The organism is Psychrobacter sp. CX18, from assembly GCF_057396215.1.
On the sequence record NZ_JBXYJH010000010.1, the window covers coordinates 86,492 to 108,376 of the forward strand.

A 21,885-nucleotide genomic window follows, 5' to 3' on the forward strand; every position below is an offset into this window, starting at 1 on the left:
ATGAATATATCATTTCAAGACTACCGGAAAAATGACATACATGGTGCTAGTCTATACCCTGCAACGATGATTGCACCTGTCCAAAATTTAGTTATGAAGAGTATTTTTGAAGCAGATACTATTCAAAGCATCTATGATCCTTACCATGGTTCTGGTACATCTCTTTATGAAGCTCTTAAAATTAATAATAACTGTTCGGTTTATGGTTTTGATATCAATCCACTAGCTCATCTTTTAACGTTCATAAAGTTAAAAGGAGTAACAAATAATATACGTAATGATATTTCTGAAATTGAATATTTACTATCTATTTCATCAACCCCTGATTTTGAGTTCCAAAACATTGAAAAGTGGTTTAGAAAAGATATTATATCAAGTTTATCTCAAATTAGATGGGCCATTATTCAAACAAAAAGTAAGCGTAATAGGCTCTATTTCTGGTCTATATTTTCAAAGTTAGTTAGAAAATACAGTAATACACGCTCTTCAACGTACAAGTTACATATTAAAAAGCCTGAAGATATAGCTAGAATGAAGAATAATGTGCTTAGAGACTTTTTAGCTGAGATAAAACTCCACGCCGATAAGTTTTATGTAAAATCTAAAAATGTATATTTGATTAAAGGCGACGTACTTGAATTTGGTCATAAAATTGCACCTAGCTCAATAGACCTTACAATTACTAGTCCACCGTATGGTGATAACCAAACGACAGTAACCTATGGGCAATTTTCATCCTTATCACTTTTTTGGATTGATAAGAAAGACCTAGAACTTGAAGGTTGGGAGCTGGATAATTATTCAATAATAGATCGCAAGAGTCTTGGTGGAAGTAGTAAGAACCAGTTGAGTAAATTAGGTTTTAAGCTTATTGAACCTTACTTGGCCAATATAGCCAAACCGAAGCAAACTAAGATAATAAACTTTTTTGCTGATTACTTTTTGTCTCTAGATCACATTTGTGAAGTAACTCGAAAATACATAGTAATGACCTTAGGTAATCGCACAGTAGATGGTGTGAACATCGATCTAACATCAATAACGTCTTCATACTTAGAATTAAAAGGCTTTAAAAACTTACAACTATTAGATAGGGATATACCCAATAAACGGATGGCTAGAATCATCTCTTATAATGAGGGTGTGGCAGTAAAATCGATGAATAAAGAGTATGTGGTAATTCATAAAAAAAACAGCCATAACCATACGAACGATAGCTTTGCTTCAAATATATTAAATTCATTATAATAGTCTCGGTAGGGTGCGCCTCGCGCACCATTCATAATAAGAAAGATACGCGTAACATTCCCCTACCACCTACTCTAAACTTGTCGCAAAACTATCGGGGTACTCAACCTCACCACTCCCCCAATCCGCTGGATAACTGCCCTCTTTTATCAATCTATGAAAACTTGAATACGGCCAATCTACAACGTTGTCTACCAATCCATGCTTAACGGGGTTGTAATGTAAATAATCAATGTGTGTGATTAAATCTTGCTCGTTGCGTATCTGATGTTCATAAAACCGCCTTTGCCAAATGCCTTTTTCATTTCTCTTTATTTTTGACGCACTTAATTTATCATGGGCTAGGTGATACTGCGGACACGCTTGTGTAGTGAGTCGCTTAATCTGCGACCATCGCATACTAAAATTCGCATCATCAATTGGCAATTGCCAAATACAATGCAGATGGTCAGGCATTTGCACCCATGCCAATATCTCAAAAGGATATTGTTGCTGAATGTGTTTAATGCTTTGTCTAAATGCGTGCAGAAAATTGTTATTACACAGTATTTTTCTACGTTCATACGCCACTATCGTAAAAAAGTAGATGCCACCTTGAGCGTTAGAGCGTATATATCGTGGCATTATTTTTACCATTGTTTTTTATGAATTGGTGCGCACGGCGCACCCTACGGGAAAATCAGCCTGATGTTAGGTTGTTTTATGTAGGGTGCGCCCCGCGCACCATTTTTTATCAATTTATAAGAGCAAATCATATAGTTAAGCTATTACAGCCTAACCCTGCCTTAGGTGCGGTTTAGCCCTGATAGTAGCGGATATCCTTGGTGTAGCACGGTGATGCAGGCGCTTAGTAAGTGACAGTATCGTAACGCAGGAATGGCGCTTACTTTAGCGACTGCCGCCGTGTCAACCAAGATAGAAGCGGATAGCAGGATTAGCTACATAACCAACTGATAATTAGAGCGCTAATATCCCTTATTTACCAACGCTTCAACCTTGGCGCATCCTGCTTCATATTGAATATCGCACGTTTTTTGATACATCTTTTTGGCAAGGGTATAATCTTGCGCGACGCCAATACCCTTCTCATGCATTTCGGCTAATCTGTAGACGGCTTCTGGGTAGTCATCATCGGCAGCTTTTTGATAATAGCTAATAGCCGTCTCATAGTTTTGCGGCACGCCTAGCCCTTGCTCATATAACTCACCCAATTTATATTGGGCACCGACATAACCTATCTTGTCTGATTTTTCAAACCAATCAATAGCATGGTCATAATTCTGAGTGACCCCTTCACCGTTTAAATAAATCAAACCAAGGTTGTATAAAGAGATGCCTTCGTTGTGTATAGCCGCTTTGTAGTACCACTCCCTTGCCTTACTATAGTCTTGAGGCACGCCTTCCCCTTCTTGATACATCACGCCGAGGAAATGTTGCGCGCCTGCATCGCCTTGATCGGCAGCTTTGTTAAACCAGTGTAGCGCTTTGTCATAGTCTTGCTCGACCCCACTACCCGATTTGTACATCATGCCAAGGGCAAATTGCATACCCACATCGCCTTCATTGGCAAGCTTTGTAAAGGTTGCGACACCTGTATCAACATCGGTTGTGCTGTCTGAATGGAATATTTGCTGGGTCGCCACGTGCTGTTGAACAAGGACTGGATCCTTCTCAGCATATTTTTGTATTGATGCGTAAACTTCGTTCTGAACCTTTTCACCGTTTTTGCCCTGTAGATTTAACTTGCCTTGGGTGTCTAACGGTTCAGCCGTTCTATCGTCTGTTATAAAACAGTCGCAGTCTTCATAAGCCTTGTAGGCCACTCCTGACAGCGCAAAAATAACCATAACAGTTAAGAAAAACGATTGAGGATTAACGTTTGCCTTTTGGCTAATCGCTTTTAAGTAGTTGCCATTTAAATCGCTAGCAACCTGACCCTTTTTAGACCGGCGACTTGATAGAGACTTGGATAGCAGCTTAGAAAATGACTTAGATCGCGACTTAGATACCGATTTAGATAGTTGCTTTGATAGCGACCGAGATAAAGAATGAAGCCATGGTTTATAGGATGCTTTCTTTTTAAAATCAGATAGGGTCTTTTTTTTATAGTTAAACGTTTTAGTCTTTCTTTTATATAACTTCTTATTCGATTTGATGTTTGATGAGGTTTTTTTAAAGGGCATGCTTTATCTCTGGTTATGGGGCTATTTAGACCTATTAAGCGAGAAGATTTTATTGAGTTACTGAATAAAAACTGAACTATCGCGAAGTATGCAAACGTTGTATTTATGACAAACGAACTCTGCTTAAAACCATTTTAGGCATTTAGGATAGTTACTTTATTGTTTAGCTATAGCTTAACAAATATATCTACTGAGTATGTAAATTATAAGCTAACCCTCACTTTGTCTATAACTAAACGACTAAACCGATACCTTTGGCACACACTCAATCGGGAAATTGACTGAATTGGCTAAGAAGCACATATGATGCGCCTCCTTATGCAGTTCAACCGCTTTATCAATATCTGATTCATCAGAAATCTGGATAGTTGGATTTAAAGTGATTTTGATAAATTGCCCACTACCATTGGCGATTTCTTGCATCATGCCTTGAGGGTTATCTTGATACGAAGCAACGACTATCCCATTCACCGAACATAAATGTAAATACCAAAGCTGATGGCAGGACGCTATCGATGCCAAAAACAACTCCTCCGGATTCCATCTTGATGTATCACCCAAAAAGGCAGGATCAGCAGATGATATGATAGGATGCTTACCTTCAGCATGAATGTCATGATTACGAGTGTAGGACTTATAGCTTGAAGTGCCAGTACCTAAATTACCCGTCCATTTAATTTCGACAAGATAGTGGTGAGTTTTTGACATGCCCATTCCTTTAGTTAAGTGTTCCTTGATTTGAGTATCCTTTGATTTAAGTACTAAGTATGCGCTTACTTAATATGTCAAAGATATCACAATGAGACATCAGGACTTTAAGAATTTAGACCGTTAACTCTATCAAGCAAATATAAGCAAGAAAATTTAACGTTTCTGAGACTTCAACACCCTTACTCTGGCTTCTCAACACCCTCATAGGTTTTCACCCGTCGGCATCTATCCGAGCAATACACCATACTGTCCCAGTTTTTATCCAGCTTTTTGCTCCAGCTAAATTCACGCTGGCAAATGGGACATTCTTTTTTACGGACGTTCTTTTTCTTATGTGCCATAGTATCTCCTACCTATCTCTATTTTCTAACTTCTATTTTCTGTTTTCTGACTGCTGATTAAAACTGTCACCATAGTATCGCTATCTAAATAATAAAAAAAGCTAAGCCATTGCTGACTTAGCTTTTTATTATGTTTACATTGTGCTCAGATAGACACTTCTAACACTAAAAGCGCTTTTTAAACTCTGGAGGTAGGTTTTGTTGTACGTCTTTTAACTGCTTTTCCAAATCCTCTTTGCTTGGCATATTGTTTGGATCTAAGCCAAACGGTGGCATACCACCAGCAGCGTTTCCACTTTGCTTGCCAGCTTTGCTTTTAGCACCACCTCCGCCACCAAATAACGGCCCGCCACCACCAGATGTGCCGCCGCCCATACCAGTCAAGCCTTGCACCGCTTTCATCATTTTACCGAGACCTTCAGGTTTCGACATCATTTTCATCATCTTCGCCATCTGCTTGTGCTGCTTAAGCAGACGGTTTAGGTCTTGAATTTGCTTACCAGACCCAGCGGCAATACGACGCTTACGGCTTGGGTTAATTTTGTCAGGATTTTTACGTTCAAAAGGCGTCATGGAGTTAATGAGCGCCTCCATTTCTTTGACTTTCTCTTCTGGCTTAGCTTCTTCAAGCGCCTCTTTAACCCCGGCACCGCTCATACCCGGAAGCTTGTCCAAGAAGCCAGTCATGCCACCCATATTTTTCATTTGCTGGAACTGGGTGAGTAGATCCTCAAGGTCAAAGTTGCCACCTTTTTGGATTTTCTGAGCCATTTTTTCCGCTTTATCACGGTCAATCTTTTGTTCGACTTCTTCAACCAGACTTAAGACGTCACCCATGCCTAGAATACGCTGGGCAATACGCTCTGGGTGGAACGCTTCTAAGGCATCAAGTTTTTCACCACGACCTAGGAACTTAATTGGCTTTTCAGTAATCGCACGGACTGAGAGCGCAGCACCCCCGCGAGCATCACCATCGGTCTTGGTTAAGATAACACCGGTTAGCGGTAGCGCATCATTAAAGGCTTTGGCAGTATTGGCCGCGTCTTGACCGGTCATCGCATCGACCACAAACAGTGTCTCTGACGGATTGGCAGCCGCCGTTAACGCTTTGATCTCATCCATCATCCTCTCATCGATGTGCAAGCGACCTGCGGTATCGATAATAAGGATGTCTTGATATTGTAGTTTCGCTTCCTCTATCGCACGCTTGGCAATATCAATTGGATTTTCATCAGCGCTTGAATTGACAAACTTAGCATTTACCTGCCCAGCAACTTGCTCAAGCTGTTTGATCGCAGCGGGACGATAGACGTCAGCAGACACCAGCATGACTTTTTTCTTATGGCGCTCTTGTAAGTACTTAGCAAGTTTACCCGCCGTGGTGGTCTTACCCGCACCTTGTAGACCTGCCAGCAAATAAACCACAGGCGGCTTACCTGTCATCTCTAGCTGCTGATTGGCACTGCCCATCATTTCGGTTAATTCATCATAGACAATCTTGACGAATGCTTGACCCGGAGCCAGCTCTTTTAGCACCTCTTGACCCAATGCCTTCTCTTTGACTCGCTTGACGAAATCACGGGTAATCGGTAAGGCAACATCAGCCTCAAGTAACGCCATACGTACTTCACGCAGCGTGTCTTTAATATTGTCTTCGGTCAGCTGACCTGATCCTGAGATTTTGCGTAGGCTGCCAGAGAGTCGTTCGGTTAAGGTATCAAACATAAGGTGGTCTCGATAAAACGTTGGTGAAATTCTTGTCTAACATGCTTTATTAAACTGTTTTAAAACTGTCTTCTAACTAAAGCTGTATTATTAACATCTGTCTTATTAAAACTTGTCTAGTTAACAGATGAAACGTATCTCATTAAAACACTGGTTATAATATAAGGGGTTATAATTTAAATATTTGTCTTAATATAGCGTATTTCAAGTGGCATGCCAATTAAGGGGGCATACCAATTAAGGGGGCATACCAATTAAGGAATAGTGACATGCCAAAACGGCGTTAAACTTAGTGCAATAGTACAGTCGTACCGCTAGTAAATCGGATAAGTCTCGTCAAAAGGGTCATTAAATAAAATGACTACTAACTTTTACCGCTTTGCAATCGCAAATAAGAGTCATTCTATGTTAAATTAGGGTATTATCTTAATATGCCTATACAATCGAATGCGTATCACCGAATATGTACCGTGTCTATACTAATGACGGTACTAATAGGTACGACTGGGCTATCAAAATAACGTATTCATTTATAATCGCATAGAATAACATAGTTAGTATAACAAACATTGCACTGGCTAATTGTATCGTCTGATTGTATGACTCATCGTATTGTTTTTTTGTTTACTTGATATTTGGGGATCAACCGACCGTGTTTCTCGCTTACATCATCGCCCTTATCCTCTATACCCTAGTAAGCTGTCACTTGGTTTGGGCGCTGGTGCGTATCAAACCCATTGCTAAAGGCTTTACGTTAGGGATGCTATTTGTGGGCCTTATAGCACATGGAATCACTTTATATCCCAATATATTCACCATTTATGGTCTCAATTTCAACCTATTTAACACCGCGAGTTTAACCAGCTTTTATTTTATCCTATTTTATATTCTGTTCTGTCTATACCGCCCTATATTAAGCTTGGGCGTCATTGCAGCGCCTACGGCCATTATTGGGCTAACCTTAGGCTTCTTTGGAGTCGCTCCTTATGCCCCCTTGACTGATATTAGCACGGGTCTTGATCTACATATCATTCTATCCATTGCCGCTTATTGTGTGCTGTTAATGGCAGCGGTACAGGCCATTATATTACGGTTTCAAATCCGTGAGCTTAAGCATAAAACCAAACAACGCTTTTGGGTCAATAAGCTGCCCTCTTTGCAAAGTATGGAATCGCTATTGTTTGATATGATACTGGTTGGTTTTAGTCTCTTAACGGTTGCCTTAGCGGTTGGCTTTGTCTATGTCGATGACTTAATGGCGCAGCATATCGCCCATAAAACAGTGCTTAGCCTGTTGTCTTGGTTGCTATTTGGTGGCCTACTCATCGGTCACTGGAGATCAGGATGGCGAGGTCGTCGTGCCGCTAATATGGCAATTCTAGCCTTTATTTTATTAGCAGTCGGCTTTATTGGTAGTAAGTTTGTGCTAGAGATGATTTTATAACGCATAATAATTTAAAACACTAAACACCCATATTCTAACTATACTTTTTAATAAAGCACTGGCGCCAATACCATAAGGGCAACAAACACATCACCCCTAATCCCACGCTTAGCATGAAATGCAGCGTATATCCCAACTGACCTGCAATAAAGCCACTTAATAAGTGACTGCCACCGCTAAAAATAGTCAACAAACATACCTGCGTGGTAAAGTCGCTACCCGCCTTATCATGACGGGCATAATGCATCACCATGGTCAGCATCGCTACCAACGCTAATGCTGCTGAAAAGTGTTCAATACCATTGGCCGCATACGCCCACCAAAATGACACTGTCTGTTCTACCGGCCACATTCCTAACCACTTTGGGTACTCATAACCTATGGCGACTAATACATATAACGCAGTAGTAAACACTTGAAACACATAAAAGACGAGCAACGCTGTATGATGTCGCCACCGCTTTAGTACCCAAGCTGCCACTGCTGCCCCTAATAAGGCCGCTACCGATCCCAGTACACTTGCCCACAGCCCGATACTGGCAGTCGGTATGCTCATATCTACCATCATCGGCTTGACCATGCCACTAGAGATACCATCGACCACTTTAAAGGTTAGCAGCACCATGAGCCATGCCCGCATCTCGGTGTTATGCCAAAAGTAGCCATACTGATCCTGCAAGTATTGCTTCACCGATTTCCTAGATTCAGGTACGTTTGCGGTATCAGTCTTTACATCATCATAAATCTTCGCAGTTTGCGTTGGGTTTTCTGACAAACCATTATTTAAAGAAACCACGTTAATAGGAATGCGCTTGTTCTCTGCATAACGCCAAATCGGTAAGGTGTTTAACAGGATCAGTCCCGCTAAGGCAAAAAAGCTGTAGCGCCACGACCAACTGCCCAGCACCATCAAAAATACACCCCCGCCAATGATAAGCCCTAAACGGTAGCCAATCACTTGCACCGCGTTACCCATGCCCCGATAAGGGTGGTTAGGTACCTCTGACACATTGGCGTGTACTGAGTCTTGTTGTCGTTGATCAAGTGCAATGCTTTGTGACACTTTAACGAAGTCATCGTTCTCACCCATCGATTGAGGATGAAAAGTTTGAGGGTGTGAGGGTTCACGATAAATGGATTGAGGATACAAATCGGGATCAGGAGAATCGGGTTTACGAAAACTCTGACTCGGTACGTCTATTGAGTCAGATACTTTAGACGTGCTGGTTTCCTCAAACCCTTTATCAAGTTGAGTTGTATTAGCCTGTTGCGCTGAGTGAGGGTCATTGTGGCAATTATTGTGAGGGACATTGTGAGAATCATTGTCAGAGTTATGATGAGAGTGATAACGAAAGCTGCTTAATGAGCGGGTCGCTAGACCATCGGCAGCCACATCGTGAGTCGCTCCCGTTAACCCTAATAAAAACAACAAGCCATACATCATCCATAACATCATAGGTGAGCTTAACTGGTACGGATTAAATAATCCGACAATCACCATAATGACCGCTGAAAATAACTGTAGCGGTATTATCCAACTGCGGGAGCGTCCCCATTTAGGCGAGAAATAGCGATCGACAACTGGCGCCCACAAAAACTTTAGCGCCCACGGTGCCAATAAAAGCCCAGACAACCCAATCATTTCCAGTGACACATTATAGTCACGAAGGATGGCAGGTAACGCTTGGGTGATAAACCCTGACGGCATACCTTGGGCAAAATATAGCGTCAACAATACACCAAGCAATGTATAAGGTATATTCTCAGTGCCTTCAGTATTCTCAGTATTCTCAGTATTCTCAGTATTCTCAGTATCTGGAATAACCCCTTCCCCAGATACGGGTTTTGCATTTTCGGTCTTTTGATGGGGGAATTGCATGGCTTTATTCCTGAATATTAGAGTCGTTTTTTCCTCTTATTGGGGTTAACTTGAGGTCATTTAAAAGTAGCTGTTTATAATAGATATTTAAAGTGGCATTTTAAAGTTGTTATTTAAAATAACGATTTGAAGTTGAGCCGCTATAAGTCTTGAGGTGATTGGTACTGCGCTTCCATGTTCCTGATTTGACGTTATAGAATCACCCCATTCTCAACTCTTAATGTAGGCTGTGGCTTTAGCCCAGCATTTTTGATTAAAGGTTTTAATTTGCTTGGCCAAAAGCACCAGCCTACAATGAGTTTAAATAAGTTGAGAACGAGGTAGAATGATCAAATAGTACACAAATAGACTGATTTTGGTTTAAAACGTTATATCAAATGTGCGATAATAGCTGAATATTTATTTGAAAAAAAAACGGTTATGTGGTATAAATACGCCCTTAAAAATTTATCACGTTTCAGCTACCGAATTTTATTATTTAGTGTGGGTCTTCCTTTATTTGTTGTGGCGATTAAAGGGTGTGACCGCTAACTTTCTGTTAACATTTTATTCAAGTTGCAGTCCTATGTGTCCATAGCCGCATTGTGATTCGTTATCTTGAGTAGTATAGACATTTTATATTTGAACATGATTAGCATGTCAAACCAATGTCTTACAACTTTATTAGGAGTCCGTCATGTCTCGAGTATGTCAAGTGACAGGAAAGCGCCCTCAGGTGGGTAACAATGTTTCGCATGCGCTTAACAGAACCCGTCGTCGCTTTTTGCCAAATCTACATAACCATCGTTTTTGGGTAGAATCTGAAAACCGTTTTGTCCGTCTTCGTGTTTCTGCTAAAGGTATGCGTATCATTGATAAGCACGGTATCGACAAAGTGCTTGCTGATTTACGCGCCAAAGGTGAAAAAGTATAGTCATTTAACCGACTAATACGCTTTTTATAAACAAATAGGAAACCATCATGAGAGACAAGATTAAGTTAGTATCGACTGCAGGTACTGGTTATTTCTACACCACTACCAAAAACAAACGTACTATGCCTGGCAAAATGGAAATCAAAAAGTTTGATCCTAAAGTCCGTAAGCACGTTATCTTTAAAGAAGCTAAAATCAAATAATTATTTGAAAGCAGTTGTTTAAAAAACAGTATTTTATAAATAAATTATTTGAATAGTTAGCAAAAAAAAAACGGGTTATCTGATGATAACCCGCTTTTTTTGTCTCTGCGATTTGTGTTTAATTATTTGTGATTAATTAACTGTAATGCTCTGGCTCTTCGTCATATACATTGGCATGCCATTGACTGACTTGCTTTTGCATCACTTCTTGAATGGCAGCATGAATCATTCGGTGACCGATGAATTGCGCTTCATTACCCAAAATATCTTTTACTTTTTCCGAGAAGTTAATGGTCACTAACGGATCTTCCACATCTGAGGAATCTCTTAAGATAATTTGACCTTTTTCATTTTCAATCAGCTCTAGCACCGTTTCTTGAGCAAATCCTTTGCGACGGCGTGTAGAACGCTCGCCAGTCTCGACATCAATGTCGACTTCAACGTTTTCTTTTTCAGTATTAAATACCATGCTTAATTCACCTCATTTAGCATCTGTGTATTTAATAACAATGGACGCTTTGAGCACAAATTTCAAGGTTAATTTGTAGCAATGCGTTGCAAGAGATTTCAAACCATGGTTAAGAGCAGGATAAATTAAGCGCTATTAACGTAAATAACGCAGCTTGCCTAGGGTGAATAGGAGGGCAACAAACATGCCCATCCAATAGGCATTTTTGAGCTCAAAAGTGGGGTCGCGATATTTAAAGGGCAATGCCACAACAGCTACTGCCGTCGGTATAATAATCAGCATCATTAGCCAGTTTTCAAATACGATTAACCAACCTTGCCAGCCCTTGCCTTTACTCAGACCTGCCAGTCCAAGTAGCAAACAGCCAATGACTAAGGTCTTAATCAAGCCTTTAGGGATACCCTTAGGATAAGGATAATAAAACGAATTGGGATCAAATAGTGACACGTTGACTTCCTTAGAACCTATATTTATAGGCTAGCATTAGGGAATTTTTAGATTTAAAGGCACCCGTCAATATTTTAAACAAAGGTGCTTATGTTTAGGTCTGAATAATTATTGAACATCCTACGCAAGCTCTTTTAAAGGTTTGGCTATCGTCTTTTAAAGCAGCGCGTATTAAACTCCACTAACTATAAGTCCCCATAAACCACAGCATCGTCACACAAGATATTAGCCATCCTAGTGTCAGTGCATTGCGGCGCTGGATAGCTAAACCTTTGACTCTGTTCATAATCAGTGCGCCCACCCAAAACCCAAACGGTATGACAATCACAAAAAGTGGTACTAATACCGACGCATGACGTAACACTTCTTGCACAGGATGACCAGCAATAATCCTAAACACATAGCCTGCTAGACTCAATATTAACGCAAATATCGCCAAGCCAATGGTTAGGCTTTTGGGGACTAAACTTGGCTCACTATGGTTTATCTTAGTAGGCTCAAGCTCTGCAGGGTCAAACTCATTAGAGTCTAAGTTAGTGTGGTGCAAGTGGGTATCTTGCATGACGCTATTATTATTAATGCTATTGTTTACAGTACCGTTATTTACAGTGCTATTGTTTAAAGTACCATTGTTTCCAGTTCCATGCTTAGAAGAACTTTCAGTATTATTGGTCATGATGTGTCTCATATAGGCACGCTATAAAAAGGGGCGGCAACGCTAAACTTGCGTTGAACCCACCAGGCTTAGCTCTTTACGCATCTGGTCAATTACTTGCTTATAGTCTGACTGATTAAAAATTGCAGAACCAGCAACGAACATATCAGCACCTGCTTCAGCAATAGCTCTGATATTGTTTGTCTTCACCCCACCGTCGACTTCTAACCGAATATCGCGACCACTGGCATCGATACGCTGACGTACTTGTTTGACCTTATCGAGTGTGCCCTCAATAAATGATTGTCCACCGAAGCCTGGGTTAACGCTCATCAATAATATTTGATCAACTTTATCCATGACATAGTCGAGATGGTGTAGCGGCGTCGCAGGATTGAGCACCAATCCACACTCCGCTCCCCCATCTTTTATCATCTGTAAAGACCTATCCACATGGCGAGTAGCTTCAGGATGAAAGGTAATAATGTTCGCTCCAGCTTCCAAAAACTGCTCAATCATACTGTCAACCGGCGTCACCATTAAATGCACATCGATTGGGGCGTCAATACCATAATCACGTAGCGCCTTACAAATCATACTACCAAATGTCAAGTTTGGCACATAATGATTATCCATCACATCAAAATGAATGACATCTGCACCAGCTTTTAATACGGTTTCGACCTCTTCACCAAGACGCGCAAAGTCGGCCGAGAGGATAGAAGGTGCAATTAGATAATTAGAAGGCGTTAAAGTTGGCTGTGAGCTCATATATTTCTCGTCTGAAAAGCTTATTTAAATAGAATGTATGATACGTTAAAAGGTGCATAACACCCCATGGTCACGGGTCTATATTATAAATTTTTAGAAAACTTAACCTGTTATCCATTAGTTAAAGCGGCGTAATAATGGTGTTCGATGTGGTCGTCAATCACGGTTTGAACGAAATAATAACTGTGATCAAAGTTTCCGTGATAGCGTAACGTCATCTGTTGACCCACTTTTTGACACGCCTGTTGTAACAATTCTGGACGTAGATAGCCATCTTGATAATACTCATCATCAGCCCCTTGATCTACCAAAATGTTGGGATATTGTTTACCGGCCTTTTCAACGGCGGTGACCGCATCATATTGTGACCATACGCTCTCGCCCTGATTTGAGTCTTTACCAAAGTACTCGGCAAAGGCAGGCTTACCCCAATCAGACTGGCTACTCGCACTGATAGGAGCAATCGCTGATACACTGATAAACTTACTAGGATATTTAAATCCAAACATAATAGAGCCATGACCACCCATAGAGTGACCTGAAATACCAATGCTACTTATAGGAAACTTATGGCGGATTAAATCATAAAGTTCTTCAATGATATAGGTGTGCATTTTAAAGTTCTCAGCCCAAGGCGACTGCGTGGCATCGACATAATAGCTTGCTCCCTGACCAACATAATAACGCTCGTCATCTGGGATATCGTCCCCTTTAGGAGAGGTATCCGGCACTATAAAGATCATGCCAAGCTCACTACACTTCTTTTGGTAATGGGCTTTTTGCGTTGCATTATCTGGGCTAGTGGTCAGACCTGATAGAAATAAAATAGCAGGACAGGTCTTACGAGCTAACGCCTCATCGGGCAAATAAATGCTAAAACGCATCTCAGATTTAGTGGTTTCAGAATAATGGGTGTAGTAGTGTTGTTCACCATTAAAGCAGCGGTTATTACTAATAAGTTTGAGATTTGACATAATTTAGTCCTTTTATTTTTTTGGTTAAGGTTCAAGTTTGAAGGTTAATTTGAAGGTTAAGTAGTGCGTTATTTTCAGTCGCCACTTTTCTAGGGGCTATATAGATTAGTTTTTGTAGATTATTTTTTATAGACTAGTGGTCTTAATTTAGTGACCTTGATTTAGTGACCTTGATTTAGTGACCTTGATTTAGTGACCTTGATTTAGTGACCTTAATTTTAACATAGCGCTGATTAACATAGGGCTGAACTTTTAAAAGTAAAACCTCAACATTCAATAAACGTTTGTCACAATAACCTGCTGTCATAAGCTAATAGTTATTTAATACGCTATTTTTATTTAAACAGAAGATGAGTAATAACCTATTAAACATTATTATCTTAACTTAAAACAATATCTTAGCTTAAAACCAGATTTAGGGTTATCATAAGTTATTATTTTTAATGATGTTAATATTCACAAAACTTTGCTTTTTTTTACGATAGATTACTTATTGAATAATTTTGCTACCCGTACGTTAAATTATTGAGATATAAAAGGGAATAAAATAATACCAATAATTCAATATGCTTAGATAATTTGGCCTAATTTTTGCAAGGCTTAACTATCATTTATTTGGCCTTTATATAATGATTAACTCATAAGTTTATTGAGTATGTACCCCATTATTAAATTCAATGATTAATTATTTACTCATGGTCGCCGCATAAGTTCGGCGCTTAGGACTCCTTTTGACTTGGCAATCCACATTACAATTAAGCTTTGACTCAATAGCGCACCGTCAAAAAACACGACTATTCCATCGTTTACATTCAGGTGCGTTAATGGTTCAGCGACCATTGTATCCAGAACCTGAGACTGTACAACAGACTCATTCATCGACTTTAAAAGATTTAACTTCAAGGCATCAGTCTGGTATTTGTCATGTCTACGTTCTGTATCCCCCTGCTGGCATAGCAGATGGTGACCGTCTAACCTTAAAGTTCGATCTTAAATCAGACAGCCATGCCGTTATCACAACACCTGGCGCCGGTAAGTGGTATGGACAACGGCAGTCCATACGAGATTCGGTTGCTGCTGATCAATCTATGCTAAAAACCATGCCAGTTGAATACCGTCCAAATAAAACTCTGCCAATCTCGAGTTCTGTGCAAGCTGAACAACATATCACAGCGACGCTTGAGGATAATGCGATACTCGAATGGCTCCCTCAAGAAAGCATCTACTTCGATTATTCGGTAAGTCATGCTTATAACCGCTTTTATCTTGCGCCTACCGCCAGCTTAATAACATGGGATATTGCGGTATTTGGTCGCCAAGCCTACAACGAGACCTTTGCTCATGGTCAATATAACAATCGGTTAGAGGTATGGCGTGATAAGTCTTTGTTAATCAGTGAAAACACCCAACAGCAAGCTGCATCACGTTGGTTTCAATCTCCACTTGGTCTAAATAATCAGCATGTTCATGGTTCATTGTGGGCAGTACCCAGCAAAAGCGTAATTTCTACCATTCAACAGTCAAACCCCCTAAAGCTCGGTCAATATTTGGATGAGACCCTATCTGAATTACGACAGTTAATCGATGAGCACAACCTTCCTATTGAATGTACCCATAACTATCAAGCTATTAATTGTCGTTATCTGGGTGTGGATGTACGTGCCTGCTTTGAAGCGTTTTATAAAGTACGTGAAGTGCTCCGAAAAAACTGGTACCAACTTGAACCACATCGACCGAGAATATGGGATACTTAAGTTAAAAGTTTGTGTATTCACGTGTAGGCAGTTAAATAATGTCATAAAATGAATCATATACACATGGCAAATACCATTAACTATGTTCTTAAACCTAAGAACCTGTTATTAACCGCTAAAGTTAGGATATTTTGAAAAAATAGCCAATTTTGGGGTGTAAATACAGGGTCTAACATTGATAAAAACAATTAAGCAAGGAATCAACCCATGCAACTAAACCCGACTGAGAAAGATAAATTATTGCTATTTACTGCTGGTATGGTTGCTGAACGCCGTAAAAATCGAGGTGTTAAGCTCAATTATCCTGAAGCGGTAGCGTATATTAGTATGCTGCTTATGGAAGGCGCACGAGATGGTAAAAGTGTGGCACAGCTTATGAGTGAAGGCACGACATATCTATCCGCAGATGATGTTATGGAAGGCGTGCCAGATATGATACCAGACGTTCAGATTGAAGCAACGTTTCCTGATGGCACCAAATTGGTAACCGTGCATAATCCTATCGTGTAGCTGACGAGACTCACAATAGCTAAGACATAATACATGATGGTTTTAATAAATTAACAACTAAGGATTATTATGAAAGCGGGCGAATATAAAATAAAAGCAGGAGAGATGGCCTTAAATGCAGGCCGTAGCGTGCAAACGATAGAGGTTGTCAATACGGGTGACCGCCCTATTCAAATCGGTTCTCACTATCACTTTTATGAAGTAAACGATGCTTTGAGCTTTGATAGAGAGGCGACAAAAGGCTATCGTCTAAACATTTTATCCGGTACAGCAGTCAGATTTGAGCCAGGACAAGCGCGCGAAGTCGAGTTGGTCGCTATCGGAGGTAAGCAAGAAATATACGGCTTTGCTGGTAAGGTAATGGGGGAAGCTAAGGTTGAACACACTCAAAAAACCTCTCAAAAACGTATCGACCGCCGCATCTACGCAGAACATTTTGGTCCAAGTACAGGGGATAAAGTAAGGTTAGCCGACACCGATTTATGGCTTGAAGTAGAGTACGATTTGACCAATCAAATAGACGGCAATCAAAACTCACAAAGAGATAACAAGTCAGCCGACCCATCCAACTCCCCCTCTACACACACCTCTTTATCTTCAACAGACGAATCAATATTAATTAGTGGCTCAGAACATTCTGAAGAAGACGCCAAGACGTTGGCAAATGATAATTCAATACATTCAGACTCCAGCATTAATATCGGTGAAGAGGTCAAATTTGGCGGCGGTAAAGTCATTCGTGACGGTATGGGGCAGTCTCAATTAATGGCTGTTGACGTTGCTGAGACCATTATTACCAATGCCCTTATCGTAGACTATACCGGTATTTATAAAGCGGACGTAGCGCTTAAAGATGGACGTATCAGCGGCATTGGTAAAGCCGGTAATCCAGACATTCAGCCTGATGTGACCCTGCCCATTGGCGCATCAACTGAGATTATCGCTGGGGAAGGTAAAATACTTACCGCCGGTGGTATTGACAGTCACATACATTTCATTGCACCTCAACAATGCGAAACAGCGCTGATGTCGGGTGTGACGACCATGCTTGGCGGGGGTACAGGACCCGCTCAAGGTACGCTTGCCACCACTTGTACACCCGGTGCTTACCATATTCAGAGTATGCTTAAATCAACTGATTCTATACCGATGAATATAGGGCTACTCGGCAAAGGTAATGTGAGCTTGCCTAACCCCGTTGTCGAACAAATTGAAGCGGGTGCCATAGGTCTAAAACTACATGAAGATTGGGGCACCACACCTCAAGCCATCGATAACTGCTTAAGTGTTGCTGATAACTACGATGTGCAAGTGGCCATTCATACTGATACCTTAAATGAAAGTGGCTATTTGGAAAGTACACTTGGCGCCTTCAAAGACCGCTGCATCCATACCTTCCATACCGAAGGAGCAGGTGGTGGACATGCCCCTGATATCCTGAAAGCCATTGGGCAACCGCATGTTCTGCCCTCTTCGACCAATCCAACGCGTCCTTTTACCGTCAATACCATTGACGAGCATTTGGACATGTTAATGGTCTGTCACCATTTAAGCCCAGCAATTGCAGAAGACGTGGCCTTTGCTGAAAGTCGTATTCGTAAAGAGACCATCGCTGCCGAAGATATCTTGCATGATACGGGTGCAATCTCAATGATGAGTAGTGACTCTCAAGCCATGGGGCGTGTGGGTGAAGTCATTATTCGTACTTGGCAGACTGCCAATAAAATGAAAGCTCAACGCGGTCATCTGGCACCAGATGCCTCTGCGCAAACCGAACAAGATGCAGGTCATATCAACCTATCGCAAACTGACTTTAGTGAGGATAATGATAATTTCCGTATTAAGCGCTATATCGCTAAATACACTATCAATCCAGCTATCACCCATGGTATTGGTGATGTGGTCGGGTCGGTTGAAGTGGGCAAATGGGCAGATTTGATTCTTTGGTCTCCTGCTTTCTTTGGGGTTAAACCAGATTGCATTATTAAAGGTGGTTTAATAGCGGCAGCGCCAATGGGCGATATCAATGCCTCTATTCCGACACCGCAGCCGGTTCATTACCGTAGTATGTTTGGCAGCTTCCCTAAAACAGTGGCTCAGACCTGCATTACCTTTATGTCTCAATCTGCAATTGATAAGGGCGTTGCTAATGAGCTTGAGCTTAGTAAAGTTATTAAACCGGTTCACAATATTCGTCAAGTGCGCAAAAGTGATATGAAGCTCAATAGCCACTGCCCAGTTATGGAAATTAACCCTGAAACTTATGAAGTGCATGCTGATGGTGAGCTATTGACATGTGAGCCTGCCGATCAATTGCCTATGGCACAGCGTTATTTCTTATTTTAATGACATCTTATTATTTTAATACCTTAATTTAGTGACCTTAATAAATTCAAAAAGACAATAAGCCTTATGAAAATTTATTCGCAACGCCTTAATGATAATGATTTAACGCCTGAACAATGGTCTTTAATTGAAGAGCAGAAACAGGATAAACATTATCTATGTTTAGACTTTGACAGCCGTCAGCGTAGCCGTTTTAAAGCAGAGACTGAACGTCAAGAATCTGTAGGTATTGACCTACCTCGTACTGAAACCTTAAAAGATGGCTGCATACTATCTACCGCTGATGGAGAGCTTATTCAAATAAAAGCGGCCAACCAAACGTTGGTCTGCGTCACCGCTAACGATGGATTTAACCTAATGAAAGGCGCTTATCATTTAGGCAATCGCCATGTCCCTCTTATGATAACGCCGACTGCCCTCTACTTTGAACCTGACCATGTTCTCGAGTCCATGCTACAAAACTTGGGTTTACAGACAGAGCAAGTACAAGCTCCATTTGAGCCTGAAACGGGCGCTTATAAGAGTGGTCACTCTCATGGCGGTCATTCACATGGCAGTCACTCTCATAGCGGTCATTCACATAATGCCCATAGTCATTCGCATAGTGAAAGCCACTCCCATGACTGACCCTGAAATTGACCAAAATACCGTTAACAAAAACCATGGCGCACATGATGTCACTGGTCGGTTGCTGATGCTGGCATCGAGTAACTTGCCTATTGGTAGCTATACCTATTCGCAAGGTATTGAGCCTGCTATAGAGGCTGGCCTTATTGATGATGAAGACAGTACGTTATCGTTTATGACGGACTATCTAGAGCTGGGTTTATTAGGTTATGAGCTACCGTTATTGGCGTTAATGGTGACAGCGTTGACTGATGACGATGAAGAGTTAGCCAATGCCTTAGCCGCGGACTATCATGCCAGCCGTGAGAGTAAAGAGTTTGTGTATGAGTCGAGCCAGTTGGCGCTTTCATTATCCTCATGGCTGGATGAGGTATTGGTTCTAAACGTTCCTAATCAGCTGGTGATCAATGGATTTTTACCCCTGTTTGCGAACATCAGTGCGCATTGGCGAATAAGTCCAGAACAAGCGATGACCACTTACGCCTTTGGACAAATTGAAAATATGGTATTGGCTGCAGTAAAAACGGTACCCCTTGGACAAATGGCAGGACAACGTATTATTTGGCAATTACAACAGCAGTTGAGCCAATATAGTCCTAACATTGCTGCCGAAGTGCGTCACGTTTACCACCAATATATAGATGATTCAAAGCAATCAAATGATCAGAATATCTTTTATCAATGTTATAACACTGAAGGCTCGGACACTAAAGGCTCGAAAACCGGTCTTGTACAGCGGTCACTAAGCATTTTTTATCAACAGCTAAATATGTCGGCGAATTTACCGAATTTAGCCATGTTGTCTTGTCAGCACGAACGACAATATAGCCGTTTATTTCGCTCGTAATCTTAAAATAATTGAAGCTGTCTACTATGACAACTCTTAAAATTTTGTTTATAAATATAGTCAAAGAAGTCTAAAATGGTTACAAGGCAACCAAGTGCTAGTACTACAGGAGTAGGCTTAACGAGGTTAACGCTATAACCGTTTAGTAGTTCGCTGACTATACAAATGAAGAATAAGGATAATAATTATGGCGCTTACACCCAAAACTCAAAATACTGATAACACTGCCACTTTATCTCCCCTACGTCTTGGCATTGGTGGGCCTGTCGGCTCTGGTAAGACCGCATTGACGTTAAGACTATGCCAACGCCTACGAGATGATATCAATATGGCGGTGGTTACCAATGATATTTATACCAAAGAAGATTCAGAGTTCCTAACGCGTAATAATGCCATGCCAGCAGAACGTATTCGCGGCGTGGAAACCGGTGGCTGTCCTCATACTGCCATTCGTGAAGATGCCTCTATTAACCTATCGGCAATTGCAGAATTACAAAACCAATTCTCTGGCCTTGAATTAATTATCATCGAATCTGGAGGTGATAATCTAGCCGCAACTTTCAGTCCTGAATTGTCAGACTTAACCTTATATGTGATAGATGTCTCAGCAGGCGATAAGATACCGCGCAAAGGCGGCCCAGGTATTATGAAATCTGATTTACTGATTATTAACAAGACAGATTTAGCGCCTTTAGTGGGCGCGTCTCTTGAGGTAATGGCGCGTGATGCCAAAAAAATGCGAGGCGATAAGCCTGTGGTATTTAGCAATATGAAAACCGGCGAAGGCCTAGATGAGATCGTGGCTTTTATCAAAGACAAAGGCATGATAGGCACAGCATAAGATGCTGTAGCTATATAAGTAAACGATGATATTAATTTTAGTGTCAATATTTAATAGTAAGAAAATCGACTTACTTCATTAATTAAGGAATTTATGATGATAACAAAAAACGCTAACTTAATTAAACTTTCCAATAAAACGACTAAATCCGCAACCTTAAGTGTATTAACGCTACTGTCATTACTACCGACACTCGCTTTTGCACACCCTGGGCACGGTTTATTCGTATCAGATGGTTCATTTTTCTCATCGTTATTGGCAGGTTTAATTCACCCATTGACCGGCATTGACCATCTGATGTTAGCACTAGGAATGGGGTTGCTATTTACCCAAATGCAGAGCTTTAAAAAAGGGTTTGCCTCCTTAACTATTGGCCTAATTGCAGGCTTTGCGCTGAGTTTAAGCATGAGTTTAAACAGCACACTTGTTGAAGGCGGTATCGTGCTATCTATCGTATTATTGACGATAGCCCTTATGAGCCGCTACTTTAATCCTGTGCTTAGCGGACACAGCAACGCTTCTTTCAAGACTGTATATAATGCGGCTATTGTTGGTTTTGGTGCGTTAGCCATGTTTCATGGGGCAGCACATGCGCTTGAAGCCCCTACTAACGGTGGAACTACGGGTTTCTTTGTCGGTATGATCGCCGCTATGTTAGCGCTTTACTCCTTTGGAAACGTCATTGCAAACTATCTGAGTACTCATATGCAAAACAGCTTAATCGTTCAGCGTTTCATGGCCGTTGTGGGTTTGTGCGCCGTTTTATTTAGTTAATATTTTACGGATGCTCGCTTAAAAATCAGGACATGTTTAATAAACATGTCCTGATTTTATGCTTTAGGACTGCTTTATATCCCAATGTATGACACTTATCGACTTATTTTCTTAGCTTGTGCTTACCTGTCAAACTTACAGACATGATATTTGTTTAATTTGAACGCGTGAATTTTATCCAAATTTTAGACTTCCTAGTGGGCTGATAAGCCTATTGGTTAGA

22 protein-coding genes are annotated in these 21,885 nt (G+C 40.9%); 11 read left to right on the forward strand and 11 right to left on the reverse strand.

Annotated features, from left to right (window positions below):
• Entirely contained in the window at nt 1-1,248 is a 1,248-nt protein-coding gene (locus tag AC2SLT_RS08900) for a modification methylase (protein WP_486547304.1), read from the forward strand.
• A 69-nt stretch (nt 1,249-1,317) separates the two neighbouring features.
• Here AC2SLT_RS08900 and AC2SLT_RS08905 read toward each other — a convergent pair whose 3' ends face one another.
• The 5 genes from AC2SLT_RS08905 to ffh all read right to left on the reverse strand — a co-directional run bounded on the left by AC2SLT_RS08905 (nt 1,318) and on the right by ffh (nt 6,208).
• Nucleotides 1,318-1,872 carry an REP-associated tyrosine transposase gene (locus tag AC2SLT_RS08905; protein ID WP_486547305.1) on the reverse strand — a complete coding sequence of 185 codons (555 nt, stop codon included), beginning with the start codon at nt 1,870-1,872 and terminating at the stop codon, nt 1,318-1,320.
• Between the two features lie 341 nt (nt 1,873-2,213).
• The gene (locus tag AC2SLT_RS08910; protein ID WP_486547306.1) at nt 2,214-3,431 is read right to left on the reverse strand and encodes a tetratricopeptide repeat protein; all 1,218 of its coding nucleotides are present in this window, start codon (nt 3,429-3,431) and stop codon (nt 2,214-2,216) included.
• Nucleotides 3,432-3,671: 240 nt separating this feature from the next.
• Complete coding sequence (locus tag AC2SLT_RS08915) at nt 3,672-4,139, reverse strand: OsmC family protein (protein ID WP_486547307.1); 468 nt, start codon at nt 4,137-4,139, stop codon at nt 3,672-3,674.
• A gap of 182 nt (nt 4,140-4,321) precedes the next feature.
• Nucleotides 4,322-4,483, reverse strand: a complete 162-nt coding sequence (locus AC2SLT_RS08920) for a DUF2256 domain-containing protein (RefSeq protein WP_486543458.1) — start codon at nt 4,481-4,483, stop codon at nt 4,322-4,324.
• A gap of 165 nt (nt 4,484-4,648) precedes the next feature.
• The gene (gene ffh, locus AC2SLT_RS08925) at nt 4,649-6,208 is read right to left on the reverse strand and encodes a signal recognition particle protein (protein WP_486547308.1); all 1,560 of its coding nucleotides are present in this window, start codon (nt 6,206-6,208) and stop codon (nt 4,649-4,651) included.
• Nucleotides 6,209-6,860: 652 nt separating this feature from the next.
• Here ffh and AC2SLT_RS08930 point away from each other — a divergent pair.
• Entirely contained in the window at nt 6,861-7,652 is a 792-nt protein-coding gene (locus AC2SLT_RS08930) for a cytochrome C assembly family protein (RefSeq protein ID WP_486547309.1), read from the forward strand.
• Between the two features lie 34 nt (nt 7,653-7,686).
• Here the strand turns inward: AC2SLT_RS08930 and AC2SLT_RS08935 are convergent, their stop codons facing one another.
• Nucleotides 7,687-9,531, reverse strand: a complete 1,845-nt coding sequence (locus AC2SLT_RS08935; RefSeq protein WP_486547310.1) for an MFS transporter — start codon at nt 9,529-9,531, stop codon at nt 7,687-7,689.
• Nucleotides 9,532-10,207: 676 nt separating this feature from the next.
• Between AC2SLT_RS08935 and rpmB the strand changes: the two genes are divergently transcribed.
• Both rpmB and rpmG read left to right on the forward strand, forming a co-directional pair.
• Nucleotides 10,208-10,444, forward strand: a complete 237-nt coding sequence (rpmB, locus tag AC2SLT_RS08940; RefSeq protein ID WP_486547311.1) for a 50S ribosomal protein L28 — start codon at nt 10,208-10,210, stop codon at nt 10,442-10,444.
• A 47-nt stretch (nt 10,445-10,491) separates the two neighbouring features.
• Nucleotides 10,492-10,647, forward strand: coding sequence for a 50S ribosomal protein L33 (rpmG, locus tag AC2SLT_RS08945; RefSeq protein ID WP_019671862.1), 156 nt, complete (start codon nt 10,492-10,494; stop codon nt 10,645-10,647).
• A gap of 136 nt (nt 10,648-10,783) precedes the next feature.
• Here rpmG and AC2SLT_RS08950 read toward each other — a convergent pair whose 3' ends face one another.
• The 5 genes from AC2SLT_RS08950 to fghA form a co-directional block, all read right to left on the reverse strand.
• The gene (locus tag AC2SLT_RS08950; RefSeq protein WP_486547312.1) at nt 10,784-11,116 is read right to left on the reverse strand and encodes a hypothetical protein; all 333 of its coding nucleotides are present in this window, start codon (nt 11,114-11,116) and stop codon (nt 10,784-10,786) included.
• Nucleotides 11,117-11,251: 135 nt separating this feature from the next.
• Nucleotides 11,252-11,563, reverse strand: a complete 312-nt coding sequence (locus AC2SLT_RS08955) for a hypothetical protein (RefSeq protein ID WP_486547313.1) — start codon at nt 11,561-11,563, stop codon at nt 11,252-11,254.
• 181 nt (nt 11,564-11,744) lie between these two features.
• Entirely contained in the window at nt 11,745-12,239 is a 495-nt protein-coding gene (locus AC2SLT_RS08960; protein ID WP_486547314.1) for a hypothetical protein, read from the reverse strand.
• Nucleotides 12,240-12,281: 42 nt separating this feature from the next.
• Nucleotides 12,282-12,989: a ribulose-phosphate 3-epimerase gene (gene rpe, locus AC2SLT_RS08965; protein WP_486547315.1), complete on the reverse strand. Its 708-nt coding sequence runs from the start codon at nt 12,987-12,989 to the stop codon at nt 12,282-12,284.
• A 110-nt stretch (nt 12,990-13,099) separates the two neighbouring features.
• Nucleotides 13,100-13,963, reverse strand: coding sequence for an S-formylglutathione hydrolase (fghA, locus tag AC2SLT_RS08970; RefSeq protein WP_486547316.1), 864 nt, complete (start codon nt 13,961-13,963; stop codon nt 13,100-13,102).
• A 731-nt stretch (nt 13,964-14,694) separates the two neighbouring features.
• On the opposite strand from fghA, the gene AC2SLT_RS08975 reads away from it, so the two are divergent.
• The 7 genes from AC2SLT_RS08975 to AC2SLT_RS09005 all read left to right on the forward strand — a co-directional run bounded on the left by AC2SLT_RS08975 (nt 14,695) and on the right by AC2SLT_RS09005 (nt 21,662).
• Nucleotides 14,695-15,717, forward strand: a complete 1,023-nt coding sequence (locus AC2SLT_RS08975; RefSeq protein WP_486547317.1) for an urease accessory protein UreD — start codon at nt 14,695-14,697, stop codon at nt 15,715-15,717.
• A 207-nt stretch (nt 15,718-15,924) separates the two neighbouring features.
• Entirely contained in the window at nt 15,925-16,227 is a 303-nt protein-coding gene (ureA, locus tag AC2SLT_RS08980; RefSeq protein ID WP_486547318.1) for an urease subunit gamma, read from the forward strand.
• A 69-nt stretch (nt 16,228-16,296) separates the two neighbouring features.
• Nucleotides 16,297-18,573: an urease subunit alpha gene (gene ureC / locus AC2SLT_RS08985; protein WP_486547319.1), complete on the forward strand. Its 2,277-nt coding sequence runs from the start codon at nt 16,297-16,299 to the stop codon at nt 18,571-18,573.
• A gap of 66 nt (nt 18,574-18,639) precedes the next feature.
• Complete coding sequence (ureE, locus tag AC2SLT_RS08990; RefSeq protein WP_486547320.1) at nt 18,640-19,200, forward strand: urease accessory protein UreE; 561 nt, start codon at nt 18,640-18,642, stop codon at nt 19,198-19,200.
• Entirely contained in the window at nt 19,193-20,047 is an 855-nt protein-coding gene (locus AC2SLT_RS08995; RefSeq protein ID WP_486547321.1) for an urease accessory protein UreF, read from the forward strand. The genes ureE and AC2SLT_RS08995 overlap by 8 nt, the downstream gene beginning before the upstream one ends.
• 187 nt (nt 20,048-20,234) lie before the next feature.
• Nucleotides 20,235-20,888 carry an urease accessory protein UreG gene (gene ureG / locus AC2SLT_RS09000; RefSeq protein WP_486543474.1) on the forward strand — a complete coding sequence of 218 codons (654 nt, stop codon included), beginning with the start codon at nt 20,235-20,237 and terminating at the stop codon, nt 20,886-20,888.
• Between the two features lie 93 nt (nt 20,889-20,981).
• Nucleotides 20,982-21,662 (forward strand): HupE/UreJ family protein, encoded by a 681-nt coding sequence (locus tag AC2SLT_RS09005; RefSeq protein ID WP_486547322.1) that lies wholly within the window; start codon nt 20,982-20,984, stop codon nt 21,660-21,662.
• The last annotated feature ends 223 nt before the right edge of the window (nt 21,663-21,885 follow it).